Here is a 19,911-nt window from a genome sequence, read left to right as displayed (position 1 = left end):
CGCACTGAGGAGCCTGAGTGGACGCCCTCGGGTGAACTCGTCAACGCATGTCAGAAGCCGATCCCTGGCGAGCGACGGGCAGGTCGGGCGTAGAGGCCGTCCCGGTGGGTTGCGGACATGGCGGGTTCGAGTTGATGGCGCTGGCGGACCGTCTTGGCTAGGAGCTGGGGGCCGTAGCGTTCGACGTCGTCGGCAGCGGTCTGGGCGGCGTGCCCGGGGCCGAGGTCGGCCCGGTAGCGGTTGAAGGCATCGATCCACTGCGCGCGTGCGTCGATGAGACTCTCGGCGACGACGTGGGCGGTGTTGCGGTGGCGGCCGCGGGTCATGCCGACGTACGCCGCGGCCGCACCGGTGGTCTCGCCGACAAGCAGGTGGGCCTGGTCGACGGTCTCGCCCTGAGCGCCGTGCACCGTGGTGGCGTAGGCGAGCTCGACATGCTCGCGCACATAGCTCGCGGGCAGGACCCGGTCGCCGTTGCGGCCGGTCACGGCCAGGGCCCCGTCGCCGGAGAGGCGGCTGACGGTCCAGGTGTCGCGGTTCGCGACCCCGAGAGCGCGGTCGTTGTGGCGGGTGGCGATCCGGTCCCCGATCCCTACCTGCTCACCGGCGGCGGTGGTGAGCGAGGTGGTGGGGTCAGTGGTGAGCCGGTGGTCACGGATGGCGGCGTTCAGGGCGGCGACTCGTTCGCGGGTGTCCGCGACGATCAACCCGTCCGCTGCATGACAGGTGGTGAGGGCGTGGAGGCGTTCGACGTCGGTGGGGTGCACGACGATCTGACCCCGGTCGACGAGGGCGTCGAAGACCTCGCCACTGCGCACACCACGCCGCATGAGGAGGGTCAGGTCGGCGTAGGTCGCGTCGGTGAACCGGTGGACGCTCTCCAACGTCAGACACGCTTCGGGTGGTGCCCAGCGGGCGGCGTGGTCCAGTACGCCGCCACGGCCAACCGCCGGGAGCTGATGCCGGTCACCCACGAACGCAACCCGAGCCCCGGTCTCGTCGGCGATGGTGAGCAACGCCGTAGCGATGTCCTGATCGAGCATCCCCGCCTCATCAACCAGCAACATGTCTTTAGGCAGCAACCGGGCCCTGGCGTCGACGTGCTCGCGACCGACGGGCTCGCGGGTCCGGCGGCCGTTGTCGTCCCACCGGTAGCCATGCTGATGGACCAGCCAGGCCGCAGAGAACGCGTCGGCGCCGACCTGGTCTTGGACGACCCTTGCGGCCTTCAGGGTGGGGGTCACGACGACCAGTCGCCGCGACTGCAGGTCGAGCAGCTCACGTGCCGCGGCGAGGGTGGTTGTCTTGCCGGCTCCCGCCGCGCCCTCGATCACCAACAGCTTTCCGGTGCCGGCCAGGGCAATGGCAACCTCTCGTTGCGCGTCGACCAGGCCCCGCTGCTGCGCGGCCACCGGGCCCAGCCACTGCGCGACTGTCGGGTGTTCGGCACGGGCCGCGAGGCGGTCGACCAGGTCGGCCTCGACACCGAGGACGTTGCGGGAGGTGAGGACCCGGACATGTTCGGGGACGTCGTCGCCGGCCAGCAGCGGCACGCACGACTCAATGGTGCGACTGGTCAGGTCCTCGACCAGCTCGCGGCGTACCGATGGCGGGGTGACGACGTCCACGGCGGCGACGATCCGCTCGACCTCGCCGCGGACGTCAGCGCCATTCCAAGCAGACCGCCGGGCGCCCAACCGGGTGAGGACCAGGTCGATCACCGCATCGCGGTTGATCCGACCGATCGCCGTCCCCAGACGCGCGCCATGTCCAGCAGTGCGGAGCGGTGGGGTGAATCCCATGTCGGCCAGCTCGTCGCGCCACCGGCCGGCGAGCTGGGCGCCATTGGTCGGGACGACCTTGTCGGGTCGCGCCTGCGCCCAGGCGCGCCGGTCCCAACCGCGACGTAATCGCGGGCCAGGTTCCTCGTCGGGGTGCTCGGCACGCCAGGCGGCCTCGTAGCGGTCGATGTTCCGGGTGATCTGCGATGCCCGTGCGCTGAACGCCCCGACGTACCGGGCGAGCTGGACCACCTCGCCCGTCTCGGGGTCAAGGCTGTAACCGTGCGCGGCGAGCGCGTCCCGGAACTCCGCGTCGCACATGACGGCGGCGTGGCCGATCCCATTGATCGCCTCGATGCTGTCCACCACACCCACCGAGTGCAGCCCCCGCCACCGACCGGCCGCGAACACCCGGGCATTGACCTGCAGGTGCAGATGACGGTGCGGGTCCCCGGCCCGGGAGGTGTAGTGCCGCACCACCGCAGCCTCGAGCTGCTCGACCGGGACCTGCACCTGCCGACCTCGTGGACCGACCCGGGTGGTCGCATGCTCGGCCAGCCACCCGATGATCTCTGTCGCGGCACGGTCCTGCGCCGCGTCGTACGCCGCGGCGATCTCGGGATGGAGGGTGGCGACGAGCGACCAGGTCTTCGGGCCGTTGACGACGACCTCGACGAACCGCAGCGCGTTGGCGTCCGTGCGCAGCCGGCCCTTCGGCTCTCCGGAAGCGAGGTCATATCCGCCGACCCATCGTTCGTAGGCGTCACCGTCCATGGCCCCAGCGCTCGCGCCGGTACAGGTTGGTGCACCTCCCCCGGGGTCTACCGAGGCGACGTACCGCTCCGCGACCCCGCTGCCCTCGGCGAGGTAGTAGTCGTCGGCCCGCGAGCGGTCAGCCTCCACGTAGGAGCGCGCGGCACCGGCCGAGCCGCGGTAGAACTTCACACCGCCATGCACCCGTCGCCTCACCGCCGTCACTCGTCGTCAACTAGCCTTGAAATGACGTTCGGCCCGCCCAGAGGGCGGACCGATCTACGGACCTTCGTAGCATGCGTGCCGCTTGATTTGGAGGGACAGCGAGCGCGCGGCCAGTGTGGTTTCGGAAGTCGTCAACAGTCGTCACGACAAGGTGTGAGCCGAGGACCTCTGCTGCTGAGTTCAACCCTCAGGGTGGAGCAGCCCGGAGGCTTTCCATGCAGACCTCCGGCGCGATGCCACGCACCTACTACAGCGACACCACTGTCGTCGGGCACGTGGCCGTTCCCTGCTTTCCGGGATCAAACCCTCCGCGTACGACTTTGCGAACGCCTTCAGGCGTTGTCTCTGCGCCAAGCCAGTCGGGGTCGAGTAACTCTCTAGCGTCGATGCCTTCCGTCCTGCCGTTAGGTGCTGGCGCTGCGAGAGCTAGGAAGGATGTGCTCAAGACGGTCGCCGCCCACCCCATCGGAACACGCTCGCTCTACCGAGCTCAGAGAAGCAGCCTTGCTCGTCGCTGGCCCCGGGTCAATCACAGGTCCTTTATCGTCCCGGTAATGCCGAGATCGTTCAGCTTCTCCTGAATCGATTCGGCCGCTTCGGCCTCCACGACCAACTGAAGGGCGCCTTGGAGGTAGCTAATCTGCCGTTCATCCAGGGCCATGTAGAACGACCGGAACAGCGCCGCAAAGCCGTCGGCGCCGTCCGCGCTCGCCAGGAGATTGCTGGTGAAGGAGAAAGCGACCTGCTTTTCCGTGGCCGGCAGTATTGCCTGCTCGTCGCTCGATGCCGAACTGCTCGACCCACTGCCGCCCGAGGTAGACGTCCCTCCTCCGCCATGGTTGCTCGGGAAGTTTGCTCCGCCGTTGTTGGTGTCACCGGATTCGCTGCCAACACAAGGTCCTTCGTGGGCTGACTGACCGCACTTGGGGCAGGTGGCCAGCTGCGGTTTAGCCAACCGCAGACCCGCGCTGGTCAGATTCACCTGGTTAGGAGCGGTGACCGCAACACCCGACCCGGACCCGTCGAGGATGCTCAGCGCACCATCATCGACTGCGTCGTAGATCGCCTGCTGCAGGTCTCGGTCACCGTTGTAGAGCAGCGGAAGCCGCGGGGCGTTGTAGAACGACGCGCGGATGTCGGACAGGGTACGGCCGTAATCTTGATCGCGCAGGTTGTGCTGTAGGGCCTTGGCATTGAACTGCCCAGAGTCGAGGACCTTGTCGCGGCGCGCCAGGCCCTTCCACACGATCGTGCCGTCCAGGGCTGTGAAGTTGTCATCGTCGAACGTCAGCTGGTCCAGATACCGCTCGCCGTCAGGGTCAGGCTGGGCGAGGTAGGCGACATGCTGGTACGCCCGCTTGATCGCCTTCTCTAACTGTTCCTTGGCGCCGCGCAACTCTGTGGTGCCGGTGTTCTTCAATTCCTCGTCGGCCTGAACTTCGGGTGCCGCGAGCGCCTTCTGCCGGGCGAGGTACTCGGTGGCGACCCCGCGCACGAGGCTGCGGCGCTGGGTGTTGACCACTGCGAATACCGCGCTGCTGGCCCATTGCATCGGAAGTTGTTGGGCACCTTGGCCGAGTCCCATGGCGACCTCTAGGGCTTCCAGGGTCGAGGCTTCCATCCCGTTGCGGAGGCTGAATTGGGCAGGGTCAAGGATGACAAGTCGCGTGGTGAAAGCAGTATCGATGCCAGCGGTCGAGAGGACATCAGTCGGACGCCGGCCGAGGTCGGCGGAGACGAATTTCAGGTCACGGAAGGGGCCGCTGCTGGCGAGTTTCTGAGCGAAATCCGCGATCACCGTATTGCGTTCCGTCTCGGTGATGGTCCGCTTGATGTTGTTGACCAACATCCGGTGCGTGAGTCGGGTGGAGAGAAAGTACCGTGCCGGCTTGTTATTCCCCTGGCCCGGGATGATGTCCAGCGCACTCAAGCCGCGGTCAGGGTTTACCAGCTCCTCAACGACCGTGTCAGCGTCGGTAACGGTGTAGTTGGTGTCTGGGACGCTCGTGGCGGCCTTGACCTCCGGTGCGCTTGCGCCGCGGCCGCGACCGGGGCGCAGAGTGCCGACAATGCTGGCTAGGAAGATGAAAGTCGCAGCGCGCTCGGCCGCCCTCGGATTGTTATCGGCCCAAAGGACCCGGGGACGGTCTAGGTCTTGCCGCCGGGCGGTCCCGCTGCTCCCGTCGTGGTTGACAACCTCGATCTCTGCCAGGCTGCGATAGTTCGCGATGGTTCGGTCGTCCTCAACCAGGCCGCTGCCAAGAATGGCCTCTCGGACAGCACTGTCAGAGAGCGGAAGGTCGCCGGGTCCGATAAGCGCTGGCACCCACTCTCCTGCCATGCCGCGCTGCTGCTGCGCATAAACCGTCGCCGCAAAAATCCGAATGGTCGAGCGAACTCGTTGGAAGCCTGTGACCTTGCTCCATTCTTCCTTCGCCACGCTCATTAGCAACGGGTGGAACGGATAGCAGGCTGCGACGTCCCTCGACCACTGACGGCGCCAGTCAGCTCCGGTCGAGTCCCAGACGTACTTCCCCCAGGCCTTGTCCGCGAGCACAGGGTCAAAGAGCTTTGCAGTCGCCGCGAGAACCTCCATGGCAGGCTCTGAGTCGAAGAGACGCCGCCGGAGGATATCGGCGAAGTCGCCTACCTCGGTCACGGTGGCCGGAGTCCCGTTGCGCTCGAGCAGGCTGTTGAGATCGTCGCGCCGCTCCCGGGCCGCTCGCGAGATGGCGGTCTTGTCTGTGTCCGAAGCGATCATGACCATGAGCATCGCGGTGTGCGGGACGTCGTTGACAACGTCGAGCAGGGCGCGCAGGAACGCCATATCCTGGGCGGCGATATCCGGCTTGATGGTGCCGTCCAGACCGTTGCCGATGTAATCGAGGACCTCGTCAACGATGATCAAGATCGGACGGTTGACGGCCCGTAAGGCCTCGGCGATCTTGTGCTTGTCGCTCCAGAAAGGCTGGTATCGCTCGTAGAGCGAGTAGTCCTTGGAGAACAGGCGCCATAGGAACCTTTCGTAGAGGCTGACGGCTGGCCCGTCGAGCTCCTGGACGCCGGCACCGGGAGTCATGTTGTCGCAGGGCAGCACAACGACATGCGGCCGGTGGAGGTCACCGGCGATCACTTTGCCGGTCTTCGCTTTGGCACGCGCGGCTACTTGCTGGCCGAGCTCAGTACCGAGTAGTGCGTCCGGATGCGCGGCGAGGTGGAAGGCACCGATGCAAGCGTGCGACTTGCCGCCGCCCATGCCTTGGTCTAGGCGCGTGACGGCGCGGGCCTTGAGGTAGTCGTCACCACCGCCGATCCGCACTGCGATCTCGGTAAGGAGGTCAATGAGTCTTTCGGTGGGGTGGGTGATGTCGCCGTAGTACGTCGCATCGGCGTACTCCGGTCGATCGGCACCCGTGCCGTGAACAGCGCGGAACAGAGACATCTGGACGTCGTCGATTTGGCCGGACGCGTTGAGTATCTCTCGGCGGATCTTCAGCGCCTTCCACCACGGAGTCACGTTAATGTTCACTGCCGTCCTCCTGGAACGTTGAGGTGCTGCCAACCTTGGGGGCTTCGAACTGCGAATGCGATCGATTGGCTCAAAGCAACCTCAACTGCAAATCATCCTCGCGCTGCTCGCGGGATGTCTGGAAGTTGGTTGCAGCCACTGTCTCTGCGGCGTTGCTTATCCCCGTCCTCGTTCGCAGCACCCTGGTATAGGAAACGGAATCGGGATCGTTGTCAGGCAACCTGTCAGCAAGGAACTGGATTGCAGCCCAAAGATATGAGTCCTCAGGATGGCGCTTGGCAGCGACCATTACCTCTCCCATGGACTCGAGGCCGTCTTCCGACGCAGCCGCGAGGGCTAGCGCCACGTCGATAACTGCCGACTCGGCCGTCAGCTTGCCCTGAAATTTGCTTGCGTACATGAACCGAACCCCCTTATCCGCGTCGGGAACTAGGTCACGCACGGCGTCGAGATCAAGTGATGAGGCGAGAGCCTGCCAACGCAGTTCCGATTTTGCTTGGACCTGACGGCCATATAAGCGAACCCACCAAAGGGCAAACCGGGTCCGCGCATCGAAGGTCTCAAGCGGCTGATGGTTGATCTCGACGGCCATCGCGTCCTGAACGGCAGCTCTAGCGAGCGGCAGGAAAGTCGCAATGTCAACACGCTCGCCCTTTGCGTCGAGCACCTCGCTGTAGCGTCCGACAGCCTCCATGGCGGGACCTGCCGCTGCCATGAGCATGTCCGCTGGAGCTAGCCCCCAGCGCTCCCAGTCCGGATAACGTTCCTCGATCACGCTCTTGATTTCTGCCTCAACCGCACCCTTACGCCCAGAGGGCCGCCCGGCAGGTGCTGGTCGACAAGCCATCGTCAGCGTGGTCTCAATGTTCGCCTTTCCCTGCTGCCCACCTGCCTCCGTATTGGCTGGCCATGAGCCGGTCATCACAAGCCCAGCGCTTTCGATTGACCCCAGTAGCCGCTGCCAAACTTCGGGCTCGCCATGCCCAAATACGATCGTGACGACGCCATCCCCCTGGACGACCCGTCGCATCTCGCTGAAAGCGAGCGTTAGACGCGCGTCGTAATGCTCGCGAGTTCGGTGCTCCACAAATTCAGTCTGCTTCGTTAGCCCTCGCACACGCTTGACAATGATCTCTTCCTGCTTCTCTTGCGCACCGTATGGATCAGCGCTGACCGCCATCGCCGGTTTTGCAGCGTAAAGCGCTCGCCGCATCCAAACGAAATACAGGTCAGAGGCATCCGCATACGGGATCATTTCATCGTACGGCGGGTCCGTTACGACTGCGGTGAGGCTCTGGTCCCTCATCGGCAGCGCCGTGGCGCTTCCCCGAGACACATTTACAGATCTTCCGCGGCTCGCGCCCTCGAGCAGATTGGCAAGCGCTTTTACGGTTCGCGAAGCCACCTCACTCCATGATCCCGCGCCGTGGGCTAGACCGACCTCGGCATAGTCGAACGAGAAGCTCAGACTGGTCTCGTTTAACCAAATGTTGTTGATCCCGGTCGGCCTGCCGTCCTTATATACCTGCAACTGCGCGCCACGCGTCGATCGCATGATCTTCCGGCCCATTGCAGCTGCCCCAAAACTACATAGGGCCGCCGCGTAGTCATGGGAGAACCCGGCCAAGAGAAGTTCATGGTAGATCTCGTTGTGGATACGACACAAGCGCACGAAGGACAGAGTCTGGCGGGAATTGCACAGGTCACCGTAGGTCCTAGCCCCATAGATCGAAGGCCCTATTATATTATTGTTTCCGGGTGCAATCTGTTCGTTGGGCACCGCGGGCAGGAAACTGCCGAACGCTTTCTCTTTGTGCAAGGCGTCGCGTGCAGCCGCGATCGCTTCCAATTCGACGTTCGTCACGACTCGGAAGACCTTTCCTCGGGTCTTGTCGTGCTCCGCCACCAGGAGCAGTTCATCACGTCCCTGACCATCATTCGCCTGAGCTCGACACGCGGCTAGGTCGCTCACATGCCCGCAAAATGGGCATACTGCGGCTTTCCCGTGCCCTGCAACTCGCGACAGCGTCGGTGCCTGCCGAGCCTCGCCATCATGGATGCGGATCGAATACGTGCCCGAGGCACGGTCGGCTTCTATCGAAAAAGATTGCCCCGGGTCAAGGCGCCGGTCCCCCTTGCGCTCACTCCCCCGCCAATAGCCAGGCTGCAGCACATTGTTGCCATACAACGGATAACGGTAGCCACACTCAACGCACGGCAACGAAACGGCCCACAAATACGCCCAGGGATACTCGCTGCTGATCTTGGGATAGAACTCGTCCATTTCCTCCGAAAACCTGGTTCCAACCTCGCGGAGGAACCGGGCAACGTCCAACTGCAGGCGCGGGACTGTATTGTCTAGCTGATCGTTTATCTCAGTGCTCGCAAAGGAGAGGGGAGGCTCCCCAGACCAGTCACGGAATATGTAGTCAGAAAGCAACTCGGACCCGATAATTGCAACGGGGCTGTAGTCGATCGCATGGGCCTGTAACCCTAGCCGAGCCGCCTCCAGCGGGATCATTCCCCGGCCGCTGAATGGGTCCAGCACAGAGACTCCTCCGGGATGAGTCTTTAGGATTTCGGCGCGCAGCGCATCCCAGGCGGCATATCGACCCTTCATCGCTTCTGCGACTAGGTTCTGGAGCCGCACCTGGTCTGACTCCTCATCGGGCCATGGCAGGAGGCTGCAGATAATGGCGGCCTTTGCCTGCGCTGTTGGGCGCTTGGCGAACCACGTGAACAGTGCAGCCTCAGCGACCCCAGAACCCCACCCTTTGGCGCTTTGTTGGCTCACTTGGGAACAAGGGAACCAGCGCTCAATCATGCGGGTCATGCGTTACTTCCGGGGGCGTTTTTAAGGCTACTACCTGGCACACGGAAGATCGCGTCGCCCGTCATGTCACTGGAAAAGAGCGTGGCGGGGTCCGCGTAGGCGCCAAAGCAGCGGCCCTTGCCGTCGGCACAATGGTCGATGACATAGAGCCAATACTCCATACGGTGCTGAGTTGCGATGAGGACCTCGTTGCCGGTCATCCGGATGCCGTCGCTAGCGGCGCTGCCGGTTACGCCCTTCACCTCGATGTGACGAACCTGGCTGTTGCGGCGTGCCTCGAGGTCGTACCCGCGGCCCTCGCTGTGGACGTCTTCGACGACCCAGCCGTCACCCTCGAGAAGCTGCTGGGTGTGGCGCATGGAAACGAACTCCGCGTCGATCTCTTCCCTGACGTGGACGTCGGCGGCGGCGATGACACGGATGCGACCGATCAAATTTGGCCTGGTGAGCTGAACGTCGACGAGGCGCTGCAGCTCCTGGAGCCGCTCTTCCGTCTGCTGCTTGAGACGTCGCCGCATGTCGACGCGGGTGTCGCGGTCTTCGATAGATTCGGTGAGGTTGAGCGGGAGGTTCGTGAGGTCGCGGCGGGCTTGGGCGAACCAGTCAGAGCGAACCTGCCGGTGCTCAGCCACCGTGGCTGCCGCGACCTCGTGAGCCGCCTCGAGCGCGCGGCCTTCTCGCGCCGGATGGGCGAAGGTGCCGTGCTGAGTGGTGGGGACCAGGTTGGCCAGCGTCTCCCAACGCACCGCGCGAGCATTGCCGCTGTCGTCGACCTTGATCAAAGTGGCCCAGACACTCGCGCGCTTACCGTCGCTCTCGGTCATGGTCGCCTCGTAGGCGTATAGGTCGTACGGCGTGAGGCTCGTTGGGTCGGCGGCCGCACCGGACTGATGCAAGTCCTCGGCGAGGGTCTGATTGGCCAGTTCGATGAGGTCAGTGAAACCTTCCTCGCCTGGGCCGAGTGTGGTCGTGTCGCCGACGTCGATGCTCGCCTCTGCCTGGCGTAAGGCCTCACCGCTGGTGGCGATGTGGACGAAGTTTCCGCCTCCGAGGCTGTTGGGCAGTCGCCTTCCTGCGGGGAGTGAGATGCGTCGAAATCCTGGGCCGGCTGCGGTGGGGTAAGACTGGACGACGCCAGCTCCTGCGAGCCGGTCGAGGTAGGCCTCGACGATGGCGGGGTTGATCCGTGCGAACAAGTCGCGCTGCAGAAGAGTCAGAGCGGCTACGGCGTCGACCTGGCTTGCCAGCCGGCGTTCGTTGTCACGGACCTGCCGGGCGACTCGGGCTAGTTCATGAGACCGGACCGCACGGGCTGCGTCGACGGCCTGCTGTTTGCGGACCTCGTCGTTGCCGTACAGGTCAGAGAGCCACTTGTCGTAGTCGACGCCGGTGATCTCAGCAACCGCAGAGAGGCTGTCAAACATCTGGCCGCGCAGCTCGTTGGCTGCGGTCACGAAGTTGTCTAGCAGCCGGAAGAGAGTGTCGCCCTCACGTGTGTCGGTGGCTACCAGGTTGTACAGGAAGACATCCCGGGTCTGGCCGACGCGGTGGATGCGGCCCATCCGCTGCTCGAGGCGGACCAGCGACCAAGGGATGTCGTAGTTGACTAGGACGTGGGCGGCCTGGAGGTCGATGCCTTCGTTCCCTGCGTCAGTAGTCACGATAATTTGGAATTCGCCGCGCATGAAGGCCTTGCGGACCTCGTCGCGATCGGGCTTGCTCTGGCGCCCGGAGTAGATCTTGGCGGTGTAGCCCTCCGCCCCAAGGCGGCGGGCGATCCATTCGGCCGAATCGGCGTACTCGGTGAAGATCACCGCCTGCTCATAGTTGTCAGGTTGGATGCCGTTCTTGGTCAGACAGTCATCAACCAGCCGACTCCACTTCGAGGGTTGCCAGCTGGGAGTGGCAAGGGTGGTGTCGATCTGCTCAACCAAGACCCTTATCGCGGCACGCTCGGCCTTGGTCGACGTTGAGCCAGTGTGGATGACCTTGGCCTCCTCGACCTCGGTCTCGTCGCCCTGTCCGTCCTGCTCGGCGATGAGCGCGGCCTCGGCCTCGCTCATCTCACCCATGTGGCGCTGACGACGCTTCAGGGTCTCGGCCAGCGCGTGCAAAGTCGATGCGGCCCGTTTGCCGTACACCATTCGTGCCAACGGCTGCGCGATCGGTGGGAAGTAGCGGTCGACCATGTCGAGCGCCGCCTGGTAGTAGCCGTACTCGGTGGCCGAGAGGGGGACGTTGTGATTATGGGCGGTGCGGCCCTTGAAAAGTCGCGTCTTGCCGTCGTAGTCGACAAGGTCTTCCTTCATGCGGCGCAGGAAGTGGATCGGTCCCGGGCGCAAAGCGTTGAGTGGGACATTCGCGTCGTTGCCCGGGTCCGGGTAGATCGCGGGATCCACCAGGTGGAGCAGGTGGCGGAACAGCCATTCCTTGCCCCTGTGCGGGGTCGCGGTCATGAGCAGCACCCTTGGCGTGTTCTTCGCCAGCAGTCGCCCGACTTGGTGGAAGCCGGCCGCGGTGGGTGTGAGTCGGTGAGCCTCATCGAACACGACCAGGTCCCAGCCAGCCTTGTCTGGCCGGATAGCTTCCTGCACCGCGGGGTTCACCGCGGCGAGCTCGAGGGAGACGACCCACAGGTCGTTCGAGTTCAGCGCGTCCTCGCGAACCGTGGCGGATGTCAGCTGGCGCAGTCCACCGCCCAGAAGGCGCTGAAAGTCGTCGACCCACTTTGTGGCGAGGTTGGCCGGACACACGATAAGTGCGCGTCGTATTAGCCCAAGCCGCTGCATCTCGCGGATGTAGAGCCCGGCCATGATTGTCTTTCCGGTGCCGGGTTCATCAGCAAGCAGGAACCGAAGCAGCGGCTGCGGAAGCATCGCGCCGTAGACGGCGGTGGTCTGATGGGCATACGGCTTCAAAGGTGTCGAGGCCATAGCGCTGGTCTCGGCGTTGGCTGCCGCGGCGTCCATCCACCTGGTCCACATCGCCGCAAGCACGCGGCCGGAATCCGCGCGGCCGTCGCTGACGACCGGTCGCACAGTGTGGATGTCGCCGGCGGACAGGTTCACCTCGTGCCTGCGGTCGTTGTCGTCGACCAAAATAAGGTCCCAAGATCCCGGCTCTTCACCAGGCAGCGCGTACCGGACGACTGCGAACTCAGGAACGCCTTCGAACGCGACGCGAACAAGTTGTCCGCGCTCGAAGAAGTAGTCGACTCGATCGCTCATCGCTTAGGACTCACGCTGTCAGCGCCGCGAGACCAGTCATGGGCGAAGTTTGCCTCATGAACGATCCGAGTTGAACAATCGGCCGTACGTCCGCGCTGAAGACACGGCCACGAGCCTGCCCTGCGCGCCTCCCGACCGTTTCCCCACGAGTCCCCCTAGGAGCCGATCGCGCAGTCGTCCGCAGCGCTTCAGATATCTGCGCAGGCACGCCAGTATCGCCGAAGCTGCCTACTGCACGGGCGGGCCCGTAGCGACGCCCCGTGTGACCCGAAGCGCTCCCTCCTTCCCCCAGTCCCCCAGTCCCCCGGGAGGCCGATCTCGAAGTCGCTCGGGAGACTGCGGGTTGGAGGTCCACTGACCAGTGCCGCCCCCGTGCGCCGGGTGCGTCTGGCACGTAGATGGCACGACAGGGAAGACAAACAGCCCCCGACCTGCGTTTCCGCAGGTCGGGGGCTGTTTGGTCTGGCGGTGGCGGAGGGATTTGAACCCTCGGTTGACTTGCGCCAACAAACGCTTTCGAGGCGTTCTCCTTAGGCCGCTCGGACACGCCACCGCCGGGAAGGCTACCGGACGGGGTGGGCGGGGCTGAAATCAGCGGTGCCCGGCGAAGAACCGGTCGAGCAGCCGGGCCGACTCCTCGGCCAGCACGCCGGCCACGACCTCGGGCCGGTGGTTCAGCCGCCGGTCCCGTACGACGTCCCAGAGCGATCCGACCGCACCCGCCTTCTCGTCGTACGCCGCGAACACGACCCGGTCGACCCGCGACAGCACGGCCGCCCCTGCACACATCGTGCAGGGCTCCAGCGTGACCACCAGGGTGCAGCCGGTGAGCCGCCACTCGCCCCGGGCGGCCGCGGCCGCGCGCAGCGCCACCACCTCGGCGTGACCGGTCGGGTCGGCGTCCCGCTCACGGACGTTGTGGCCGCGGCCGACGACCTCGCCGTCGGGACCGACCACGACGGCACCCACCGGCACGTCGTCGCGCCCCGCGGCCTCGGCGGCCAGGGCGAGCGCCTCGCGCATCGGCCCCGCCCAGCGGTCGGTCGGCGGCACGGGTCAGTCGTCCAGGTCGACCAGGTCGTCGAAGTCCGCGCCGAACCCCGCCGCGTCGGCGACCTCGCTGAGCAGCTCCTCGGGGAAGAGCTCCTCGTCGTCGAGCAGCTCGCCCAGCTCGCTGGCCGGCATGCCCAGGTCGGCCACGATGCCGAGGTCGCCGGCCGGAGCGGTCTCGTCGTCGTCCTCGACCAGCATGCCGAGGTGCTCGGTCGCGGACCGGGCGAGCGCCCACTCGGTGGCGGCGCTGGCGTCGGTGAGCAGCACCCGGGTCGTGGCGCCCTGCACCCGCACCAGCAGGGCGAAGTCCTCGGCCACCGAGACCAGCGCCAGTGCACCCCCGTCGCTGCCGTCCTCGTCGGTCCAGCGCTGCAGCTCCTCCACCAGCGCCGCGACGCTCACCAGCGCGTCGTCGGGGAGCTCGTCGACGACCCAGTCGCCCTCGTCGCGGTAGGCCAGGACGGCGACGTCGACCTCGTCGACCTCGTCCGGCCGGCCGTCCCCGGCACCGTTCGCTGCGTCACTGGTCCCCGACATGGGACACCGCCTCCCGCTCCACCCGTGATGGTGTCAGACGCGGCCGGGGGTGGACCACCGAGATGCGACTACGGTGACGCCATGCGCCTGCACGTCGTGGACCACCCGCTGGTCTCCCACAAGCTGACCACGCTCCGCGACCAGGACACCGCCTCCCCGGAGTTCCGGCGGCTCACCGAGGAGCTGGTGACGCTGCTCGCCTACGAGGCCACCCGCGACGTCCGCGTCGAGCCGTCCCACATCACCACCCCGGTCGGCCCGACCGAGGGCGTCGTGCTCAGCCGGCCGCGTCCGCTGGTGGTGCCGATCCTGCGCGCCGGCCTCGGCATGCTCGAGGGCATGATGCGGCTGGTGCCCACGGCCGAGGTCGGGTTCCTGGGCATGGTGCGCAACGAGGAGACGCTCGAGGCCTCGACGTACGCCGAACGGCTGCCCGTCGACCTGAGCGGCCGCCAGTGCTACGTGCTCGACCCGATGCTGGCCACCGGCGGCACCCTCGCCGCCGCGATCCGCTTCCTCACCGACCGCGGCGCGGACCACATCACCTGCATCTGCCTGCTGGTCGCCCCCGAGGGCGTGGCCAACCTCGAGCGCGGTCTCGCGGGCGTCGACGTGCCGGTCACCGTGGTGACCGCCGCGCAGGACGAGAAGCTGGACGAGCGCGGCTACATCGTGCCGGGCCTGGGAGATGCCGGCGACCGGCTCTACGGCCTGGCGCAGTAGCCGCCGGCCTCAGGCGACGCTGGTCCCGACGCCGCCGGGCTCGGGTGCCACGACGAGGGTCGGCACGTCGCCCGCGGCCACGTCGGGCGCGCGCTCCGCGACCACCGTCGGCACGCCGGGCGGCAGCTGCACCCGCACCGTCGTGCCGTGCCCGTCGCGGGAGGCGATGCTGACCGTCCCGCCGTGCAGCGCGACGATCGCACGGGCGATGGTGAGCCCCAGGCCGGTGCCGGGGATGGCCTGCTCGGTGGCGGTGCTGGACCGGAAGAACCGGGTGAACAGCTGCTCCTGCTCGGCCTCGGGGATGCCGATGCCGGTGTCGGCCACGGTGATGACGCTCTGGCCCCCCTCGGCGCGCAGCCCGATCCGGACCTCCCCGCCGTCGGGGGTGAACTTGACCGCGTTGGTGAGCAGGTTGGTGACCATCCGCTCGAGCTGGCGCGGGTCGCCGTCGTGGCGCGCGGGCGCCGCCGGCAGCGTGAGGGTGACGTCGAGCAGCCGCTGCCCGACGGTGGCCGAGATCGCGTCGTGGGCACCGCGCAGCACCTCGCGCAGGTCGATCGGCTCGGGCTGGATCTCCAGCCGCGAGGTCTCGATCTGGGAGAGCGTCAGCAGGTCCTCGACCAGCAGCAGCAGCCGCCGGCCGTTGCGGTCGACCCGGTCGACGATGTCGAGCTGGGCCTCGCTCAGCTCACCGACCATGCCGTCCTCGAGGACCTCGGTGTAGCCGATGATGCTGGTGATCGGCGTCCGCAGCTCGTGGCTGACGGTGGATACGAAGTCGCCCTTGACCCGCTCCAGCTCCTGCAGCCGGGCGACGGCCACGCGCTGGTGCTCCAGGGTCTGCACCAGCACCCGCTGCGCCGCCTCGCGCTCGGTGACGTCCTCGGCGGTCATCAGGTAGCCCGTCTCGGCGCCGTCGGCGTCTGGCAGCGGGGAGACGATCATCCGCAGCACCCGGGCCTCCTCGCCGGCCCCGAGGTGCCAGAGCCGGTCGAGCTCCCCCGAGGCGACCGCGGCGCGGCACAGGCTCGGGACGTCGGCGTCGGTGCCGAGGTCCCGGGCCTGCTGGCGCAGCTCGGTCGTGGACCACAGCAGGTCGGCGGGTCGGCCGATGGCCTCGGCGCCGGGGCGGCCGAAGACCTCCTCGGCCTGCGGGTTGAACACCGTGATCAGCCCGGCGCGGTCGGTCGCCACGATAGCGGTGCCGGCCGCGGAGTAGACGACCCGCTCGAGGGTCTGCCGCTCCGCGCGCGCCCGGGCGGCCGCGGCGCGCTGCTGGGTGACCATCGCGGACAGCGGGAGGAGGATCAGCGCGCAGTCGATGACGAACAGCTGCAGCACCCCGTCGACCAGCTCGGGTGCGAGGTCGTAGCGCGGGCCCAGCGACCAGATCGGGCCGTGCCCCAGCTCGGTGACGGCGGTGCCGATCGCGGCCACCACCGTGAGCAGCACCGTCGCGCCGCGCAGCGAGCCGCGGTAGGCGTGCCAGGCGAACATCGGCATCACCACGAACACCACCGGCGGGACGTCGGTGGCCAGGAAGACCGCCGACGTCGTGCCCACGGTGATCACGGCCTGCGCGAGCCGCTCGCGGGTGCCGCTGAGGGCGGCGTACGGCAGCGTCCGGAGGAACAGCGGCAGCAGCACCAGCGTGGCCGCGGCGGTGGAGCCGAAGCCCGAGAGCAGCGTCAGCCAGGGTCGCCCGTGGCCGGTGAGCACCGCCGTGAGCGCCAGACCGCCGCCCGCGACCAGGCTGCCGCCAGCGACCGCGCCGATCATTCGCGACACGTCGCCCGGCTCGAGCAGCGCCACGCGGCCGGTGTGGCCCCGCACCAGCAGGCAGCGGGTGGTCCACGAGGCCAGGGCGTACGCCGCGCCCGCACCCGCCGCGGCCGGCAGCGGGAGCCCGACGCCGACGTGGGCCAGCACCCCGACCACGCCGACCACGCCGACCAGTGGCAGCCGCCACCGGCGCGGGGAGACCAGCAGCATGCCGGCGGCCAGACCACCGGCGGGCCACACCGCGGGGACCAGCCCGTCGGGGGCGATCGAGAGCGATCCCAGCCACGCGGCGACGACGACGGCGAGGAGCAGCAGCGTCACCCGCACCGGAGCGGGTGGGGTCGGCGTACGCCGGTGGGCGCGCAGCACGACGGGGTCGTCGGACGACTGGCCCTGCTGCATGCACCCTCACCTGCTCGGACGGACGGGACGCCGACCAGTATGTGGAGCCGAGCGCCCGTTGTGTGGCGATTCGGCACAAAACCGTGCGATCGGTCGGTCACGCCCACCCGCAGGGGTGAGGGGGCTGGACTCAGAGGGCCTTGACGGCGTTGAGCAGCTTGCCCATCGAGTCCTTCGCGTCGCCGAAGAGCAGCGTGGTGTTGTCCTCGAAGAGCAGCTCGTTCTCGATGCCGGCGAAGCCCGGTCGCATCGAGCGCTTCATGAACACCACCTGCTTGGCCTCGTCGGCGTTGAGGATCGGCATGCCGTAGATCGGCGCGCCCGGCGTCGTCTTGGCCGCCGGGTTGACGACGTCGTTGGCGCCCACGACCAGGACGACGTCGGCGTCCTTGAAGTCGCCGTTGATGTCGTCCATCTCCTTGAGCTGCTCGTAGGGCACCTGGGCCTCGGCCAGCAGGACGTTCATGTGGCCGGGCATCCGGCCCGCGACCGGGTGGATGGCGTAGTCGACCTGGGCACCGCGCTCACCGAGCACGTCGACGAGCTCGCGCAGGGTGTGCTGCGCCTGGGCCACGGCCAGGCCGTAGCCCGGCACGATGATGACGCGGTCGGCGTAGGCCAGCATGATCGCGACGTCCTCGGGCCCGGCCGAGCGCACCGGACGGTCCGAGGCGACGCCGGCGCCGAGCGTCGAGCCGCCCTTGAGCGCGCCGAAGAGGATGTTGGACACCGAGCGCCCCATGGCCCGGGCCATGAGCAGGGTGAGGAAGGTGCCGGAGGCGCCGACCAGGGTGCCCGCGACGAGCAGCACGACGTTGTCGAGGACGTAGCCGCCCGCGGCCACCGTGAGCCCGGTGAAGGCGTTGAGCAGCGAGATCACGATCGGCACGTCGGCCCCGCCCACCGGCAGCACCAGCAGCGCGCCGAAGAGCAGGCCGACCAGCGCCAGCACGATGCCGACCCACATCGCCGGCGAGAGCGCCAGCTGGGTGGCGAGGCCGACCCCGGCGACGAGCGAGGCGCCGAAGACGATCGCGAGACCGGGGAAGACCAGGGGCGCGGAGCTCATCAGCTCCTGGAGCTTGGCGAAGGTGATCACCGAGCCGGCGAAGGAGACCGAGCCGACGAAGATCGTGAAGGCCGTGGCCACCAGGACGAACCAGCCGACGACGTCCACGCCGCCGGGCTGCTCCAGGATCTCGTGGAGCTCGAGCAGGGCGACCAGCGCCGCGGCGCCACCGCCGACGCCGTTGAAGAGCGCCACCATCTGGGGCATCTGGGTCATCTGCACGCGGCGGGCGCCGACCACGCCGCCGACGGTGCCGACCGCGATCGCGACCAGGATCAGCACCACGTGGTCGAGGTCGACGTAGAAGAACGGGACGACGCAGGCGATCACCGCGGCCGCGGCCCCGACGAGGTTGCCGGTGCGGGCGGTGCGGGGGCCCGACAGACCCTTGAGGGCCAGGATGAAGCCGACGGCGCAGGCGAGGTAGACGAGCTGGGCCCAAACGGGGACGGCGGTCATCGCACGCCCCCCTCGGTGGCGCCGGGTTCGACCTTGGCGGGTCGCTTGCGGCGTACGAACATCTGGAGCATGCGGTCGGTGACCACGAAGCCGCCGACCATGTTGACCGCCGCGAGCACGATCGCCACGAGCCCGACGACCAGCGCCAGGGTGTTCTCGGTGGTGCCGGTGACCAGGATCGCGCCGAGCAGGATGATGCCGTGGATCGCGTTGGCGCCCGACATCAGCGGGGTGTGGAGGGTCGAGGAGACCTTGGCGATGACCTCGATGCCCACGAACACGCTGAGCACGAAGATGGTCAGCCAGACGACGGCGTCGTTCACGGGTGCTCCTCAGACGGGTCGGTGGGGTCGAGCTGGCCCTCGGGCGGCAGCGCCTCCGACGGCGCGCCCGGGGTGACCACGGGCGCGGGTGCCGGGCCCTCGATCGCCTCGCGGGACGGGGCGTGGCGGATCTCGCCGGCGTGGGTGACGCACGCTCCGGCGACGACCTCGTCGTCGAGGTCGGGCACGACCTCGCCCTCGTGGGTCATCAGCGCGAGCAGGTTGACGACGTTCTGGGCGTAGAGGCTCGACGCGGGACCGGGCATCTGGGCGGGCACGTTGTCCCCACCCCAGACCTGGGCGTGGCCGATGCGGACCACCTTGCCGGGGACCGAGCCCTCCACGTTGCCGCCGGTCTCGGAGGCCAGGTCGACCACCACCGAGCCGGGGCGCATCGCCTCGACCATCGCCGCGGTCACCAGCAGCGGCGCCCGGCGACCGGGCACGGCCGCGGTGGTGATGAGCGCGTCGGCGCCGGCGATGTAGGGGGCCAGCGCGTCCTTCTGCCGGGCGGCACGGTCCTCGTCCATCTCGCGGGCGTAGCCGCCGGTGCCCTCGAGGGTCTCGAGCCGGAGGTCGATGGCCTTGGCGCCGACCGAGCGGATCTCCTCGGCGGCTGCGGCCCGGACGTCGTAGGCCTGGACCACGGCGCCCAGGCGCTTGGAGGTCGCGATCGCCTGGAGCCCCGCGACCCCGGCGCCGAGGACGACCACCTGGGCGGGCTGGACGGTGCCGGCGGCGGTCATGTTGAGGGGGAAGAAGCGGCGCAGCAGCCCCGCGGCCACGATGGCGCAGCGGTAGCCGGAGACCAGCGCCTGGGAGGACAGCGCGTCCATCGACTGGGCGCGGGAGATGCGGGGAACGAGCTCCATGGCCAGCGCGGTCACCCGCAGGTCGCGCAGGTCGGCGACGAGGTCGAGCGAGGTCGAGACCGGGAGGAAGGAGACGGTGATCGTGCCCTCGCGCAGCTGGCGCAGCCGGTCGCGGTCGAGGGGGTTGACGCTGACGACGACGTCGGCGCCGGGGAGCGGCTGGTCGACGAGGCCGGCCCCCGCCTCGGCGTACAGCTCGTCGGCGAAGCCGGCCGGCTCGCCGGCGCCCGGCTCGACGCCGACCTCGTGGCCCAGGGCGGTCAGCTTGGGGACCAGGTCGGGGACCAGCGCGACGCGGGTCTCCCCGGGCCGGGTCTCTCGGACGACTGCGATCCTCACG

Annotated in this window: 11 protein-coding genes and 1 tRNA gene; 1 reads left to right on the top strand and 11 read right to left on the bottom strand. The window is 67.7% G+C overall.

The window, feature by feature from the left end:
* Positions 1–50: 50 nt before the first annotated feature.
* The 7 genes from mobF to ASG49_RS08735 form a co-directional block, all read right to left on the bottom strand.
* The gene (gene mobF / locus ASG49_RS08765; RefSeq protein ID WP_056540371.1) at positions 51–2,726 is read right to left on the bottom strand and encodes a MobF family relaxase; all 2,676 of its coding nucleotides are present in this window, start codon (positions 2,724–2,726) and stop codon (positions 51–53) included.
* 562 nt (positions 2,727–3,288) lie between these two features.
* Entirely contained in the window at positions 3,289–6,288 is a 3,000-nt protein-coding gene (locus tag ASG49_RS08760) for a DUF499 domain-containing protein (RefSeq protein WP_056540362.1), read from the bottom strand.
* A gap of 70 nt (positions 6,289–6,358) precedes the next feature.
* Positions 6,359–9,121: a DUF1156 domain-containing protein gene (locus ASG49_RS08755; protein WP_056540356.1), complete on the bottom strand. Its 2,763-nt coding sequence runs from the start codon at positions 9,119–9,121 to the stop codon at positions 6,359–6,361.
* Positions 9,118–12,348: a helicase-related protein gene (locus ASG49_RS08750; RefSeq protein WP_056540353.1), complete on the bottom strand. Its 3,231-nt coding sequence runs from the start codon at positions 12,346–12,348 to the stop codon at positions 9,118–9,120. The genes ASG49_RS08755 and ASG49_RS08750 overlap by 4 nt, the downstream gene beginning before the upstream one ends.
* Before the next feature lie 463 nt (positions 12,349–12,811).
* A tRNA-Ser gene (locus ASG49_RS08745) sits at positions 12,812–12,901 on the bottom strand.
* A 38-nt stretch (positions 12,902–12,939) separates the two neighbouring features.
* Positions 12,940–13,371: a tRNA adenosine(34) deaminase TadA gene (gene tadA, locus ASG49_RS08740; protein WP_056541183.1), complete on the bottom strand. Its 432-nt coding sequence runs from the start codon at positions 13,369–13,371 to the stop codon at positions 12,940–12,942.
* Positions 13,372–13,404: 33 nt separating this feature from the next.
* On the bottom strand, positions 13,405–13,938 hold the full coding sequence (locus ASG49_RS08735; protein WP_056540350.1) for a tRNA adenosine deaminase-associated protein: 534 nt from the start codon (positions 13,936–13,938) through the stop codon (positions 13,405–13,407).
* An 81-nt stretch (positions 13,939–14,019) separates the two neighbouring features.
* On the opposite strand from ASG49_RS08735, the gene upp reads away from it, so the two are divergent.
* Complete coding sequence (gene upp / locus ASG49_RS08730; protein WP_056540348.1) at positions 14,020–14,661, top strand: uracil phosphoribosyltransferase; 642 nt, start codon at positions 14,020–14,022, stop codon at positions 14,659–14,661.
* Between the two features lie 9 nt (positions 14,662–14,670).
* Here upp and ASG49_RS08725 read toward each other — a convergent pair whose 3' ends face one another.
* The 4 genes from ASG49_RS08725 to ASG49_RS08710 all read right to left on the bottom strand — a co-directional run bounded on the left by ASG49_RS08725 (position 14,671) and on the right by ASG49_RS08710 (position 19,910).
* Entirely contained in the window at positions 14,671–16,848 is a 2,178-nt protein-coding gene (locus ASG49_RS08725) for a PAS domain-containing sensor histidine kinase (RefSeq protein ID WP_056540345.1), read from the bottom strand.
* Between the two features lie 130 nt (positions 16,849–16,978).
* Positions 16,979–18,376 carry an NAD(P)(+) transhydrogenase (Re/Si-specific) subunit beta gene (locus ASG49_RS08720; protein ID WP_056540341.1) on the bottom strand — a complete coding sequence of 466 codons (1,398 nt, stop codon included), beginning with the start codon at positions 18,374–18,376 and terminating at the stop codon, positions 16,979–16,981.
* On the bottom strand, positions 18,373–18,699 hold the full coding sequence (locus tag ASG49_RS08715; RefSeq protein WP_056540337.1) for an NAD(P) transhydrogenase subunit alpha: 327 nt from the start codon (positions 18,697–18,699) through the stop codon (positions 18,373–18,375). The genes ASG49_RS08720 and ASG49_RS08715 overlap by 4 nt, the downstream gene beginning before the upstream one ends.
* Complete coding sequence (locus ASG49_RS08710) at positions 18,696–19,910, bottom strand: NAD(P) transhydrogenase subunit alpha (protein ID WP_082534017.1); 1,215 nt, start codon at positions 19,908–19,910, stop codon at positions 18,696–18,698. Before ASG49_RS08710 ends, ASG49_RS08715 begins: the two co-directional genes overlap by 4 nt.
* Position 19,911: the final 1 nt, after the last annotated feature.

The organism is Marmoricola sp. Leaf446, from assembly GCF_001424755.1.
Classification (GTDB): Bacteria; Actinomycetota; Actinomycetes; order Propionibacteriales; family Nocardioidaceae; genus Marmoricola.
The sequence above is the reverse complement of the archived record's forward strand: the minus strand, read 5'-3'. Positions and strand labels throughout refer to the sequence as shown.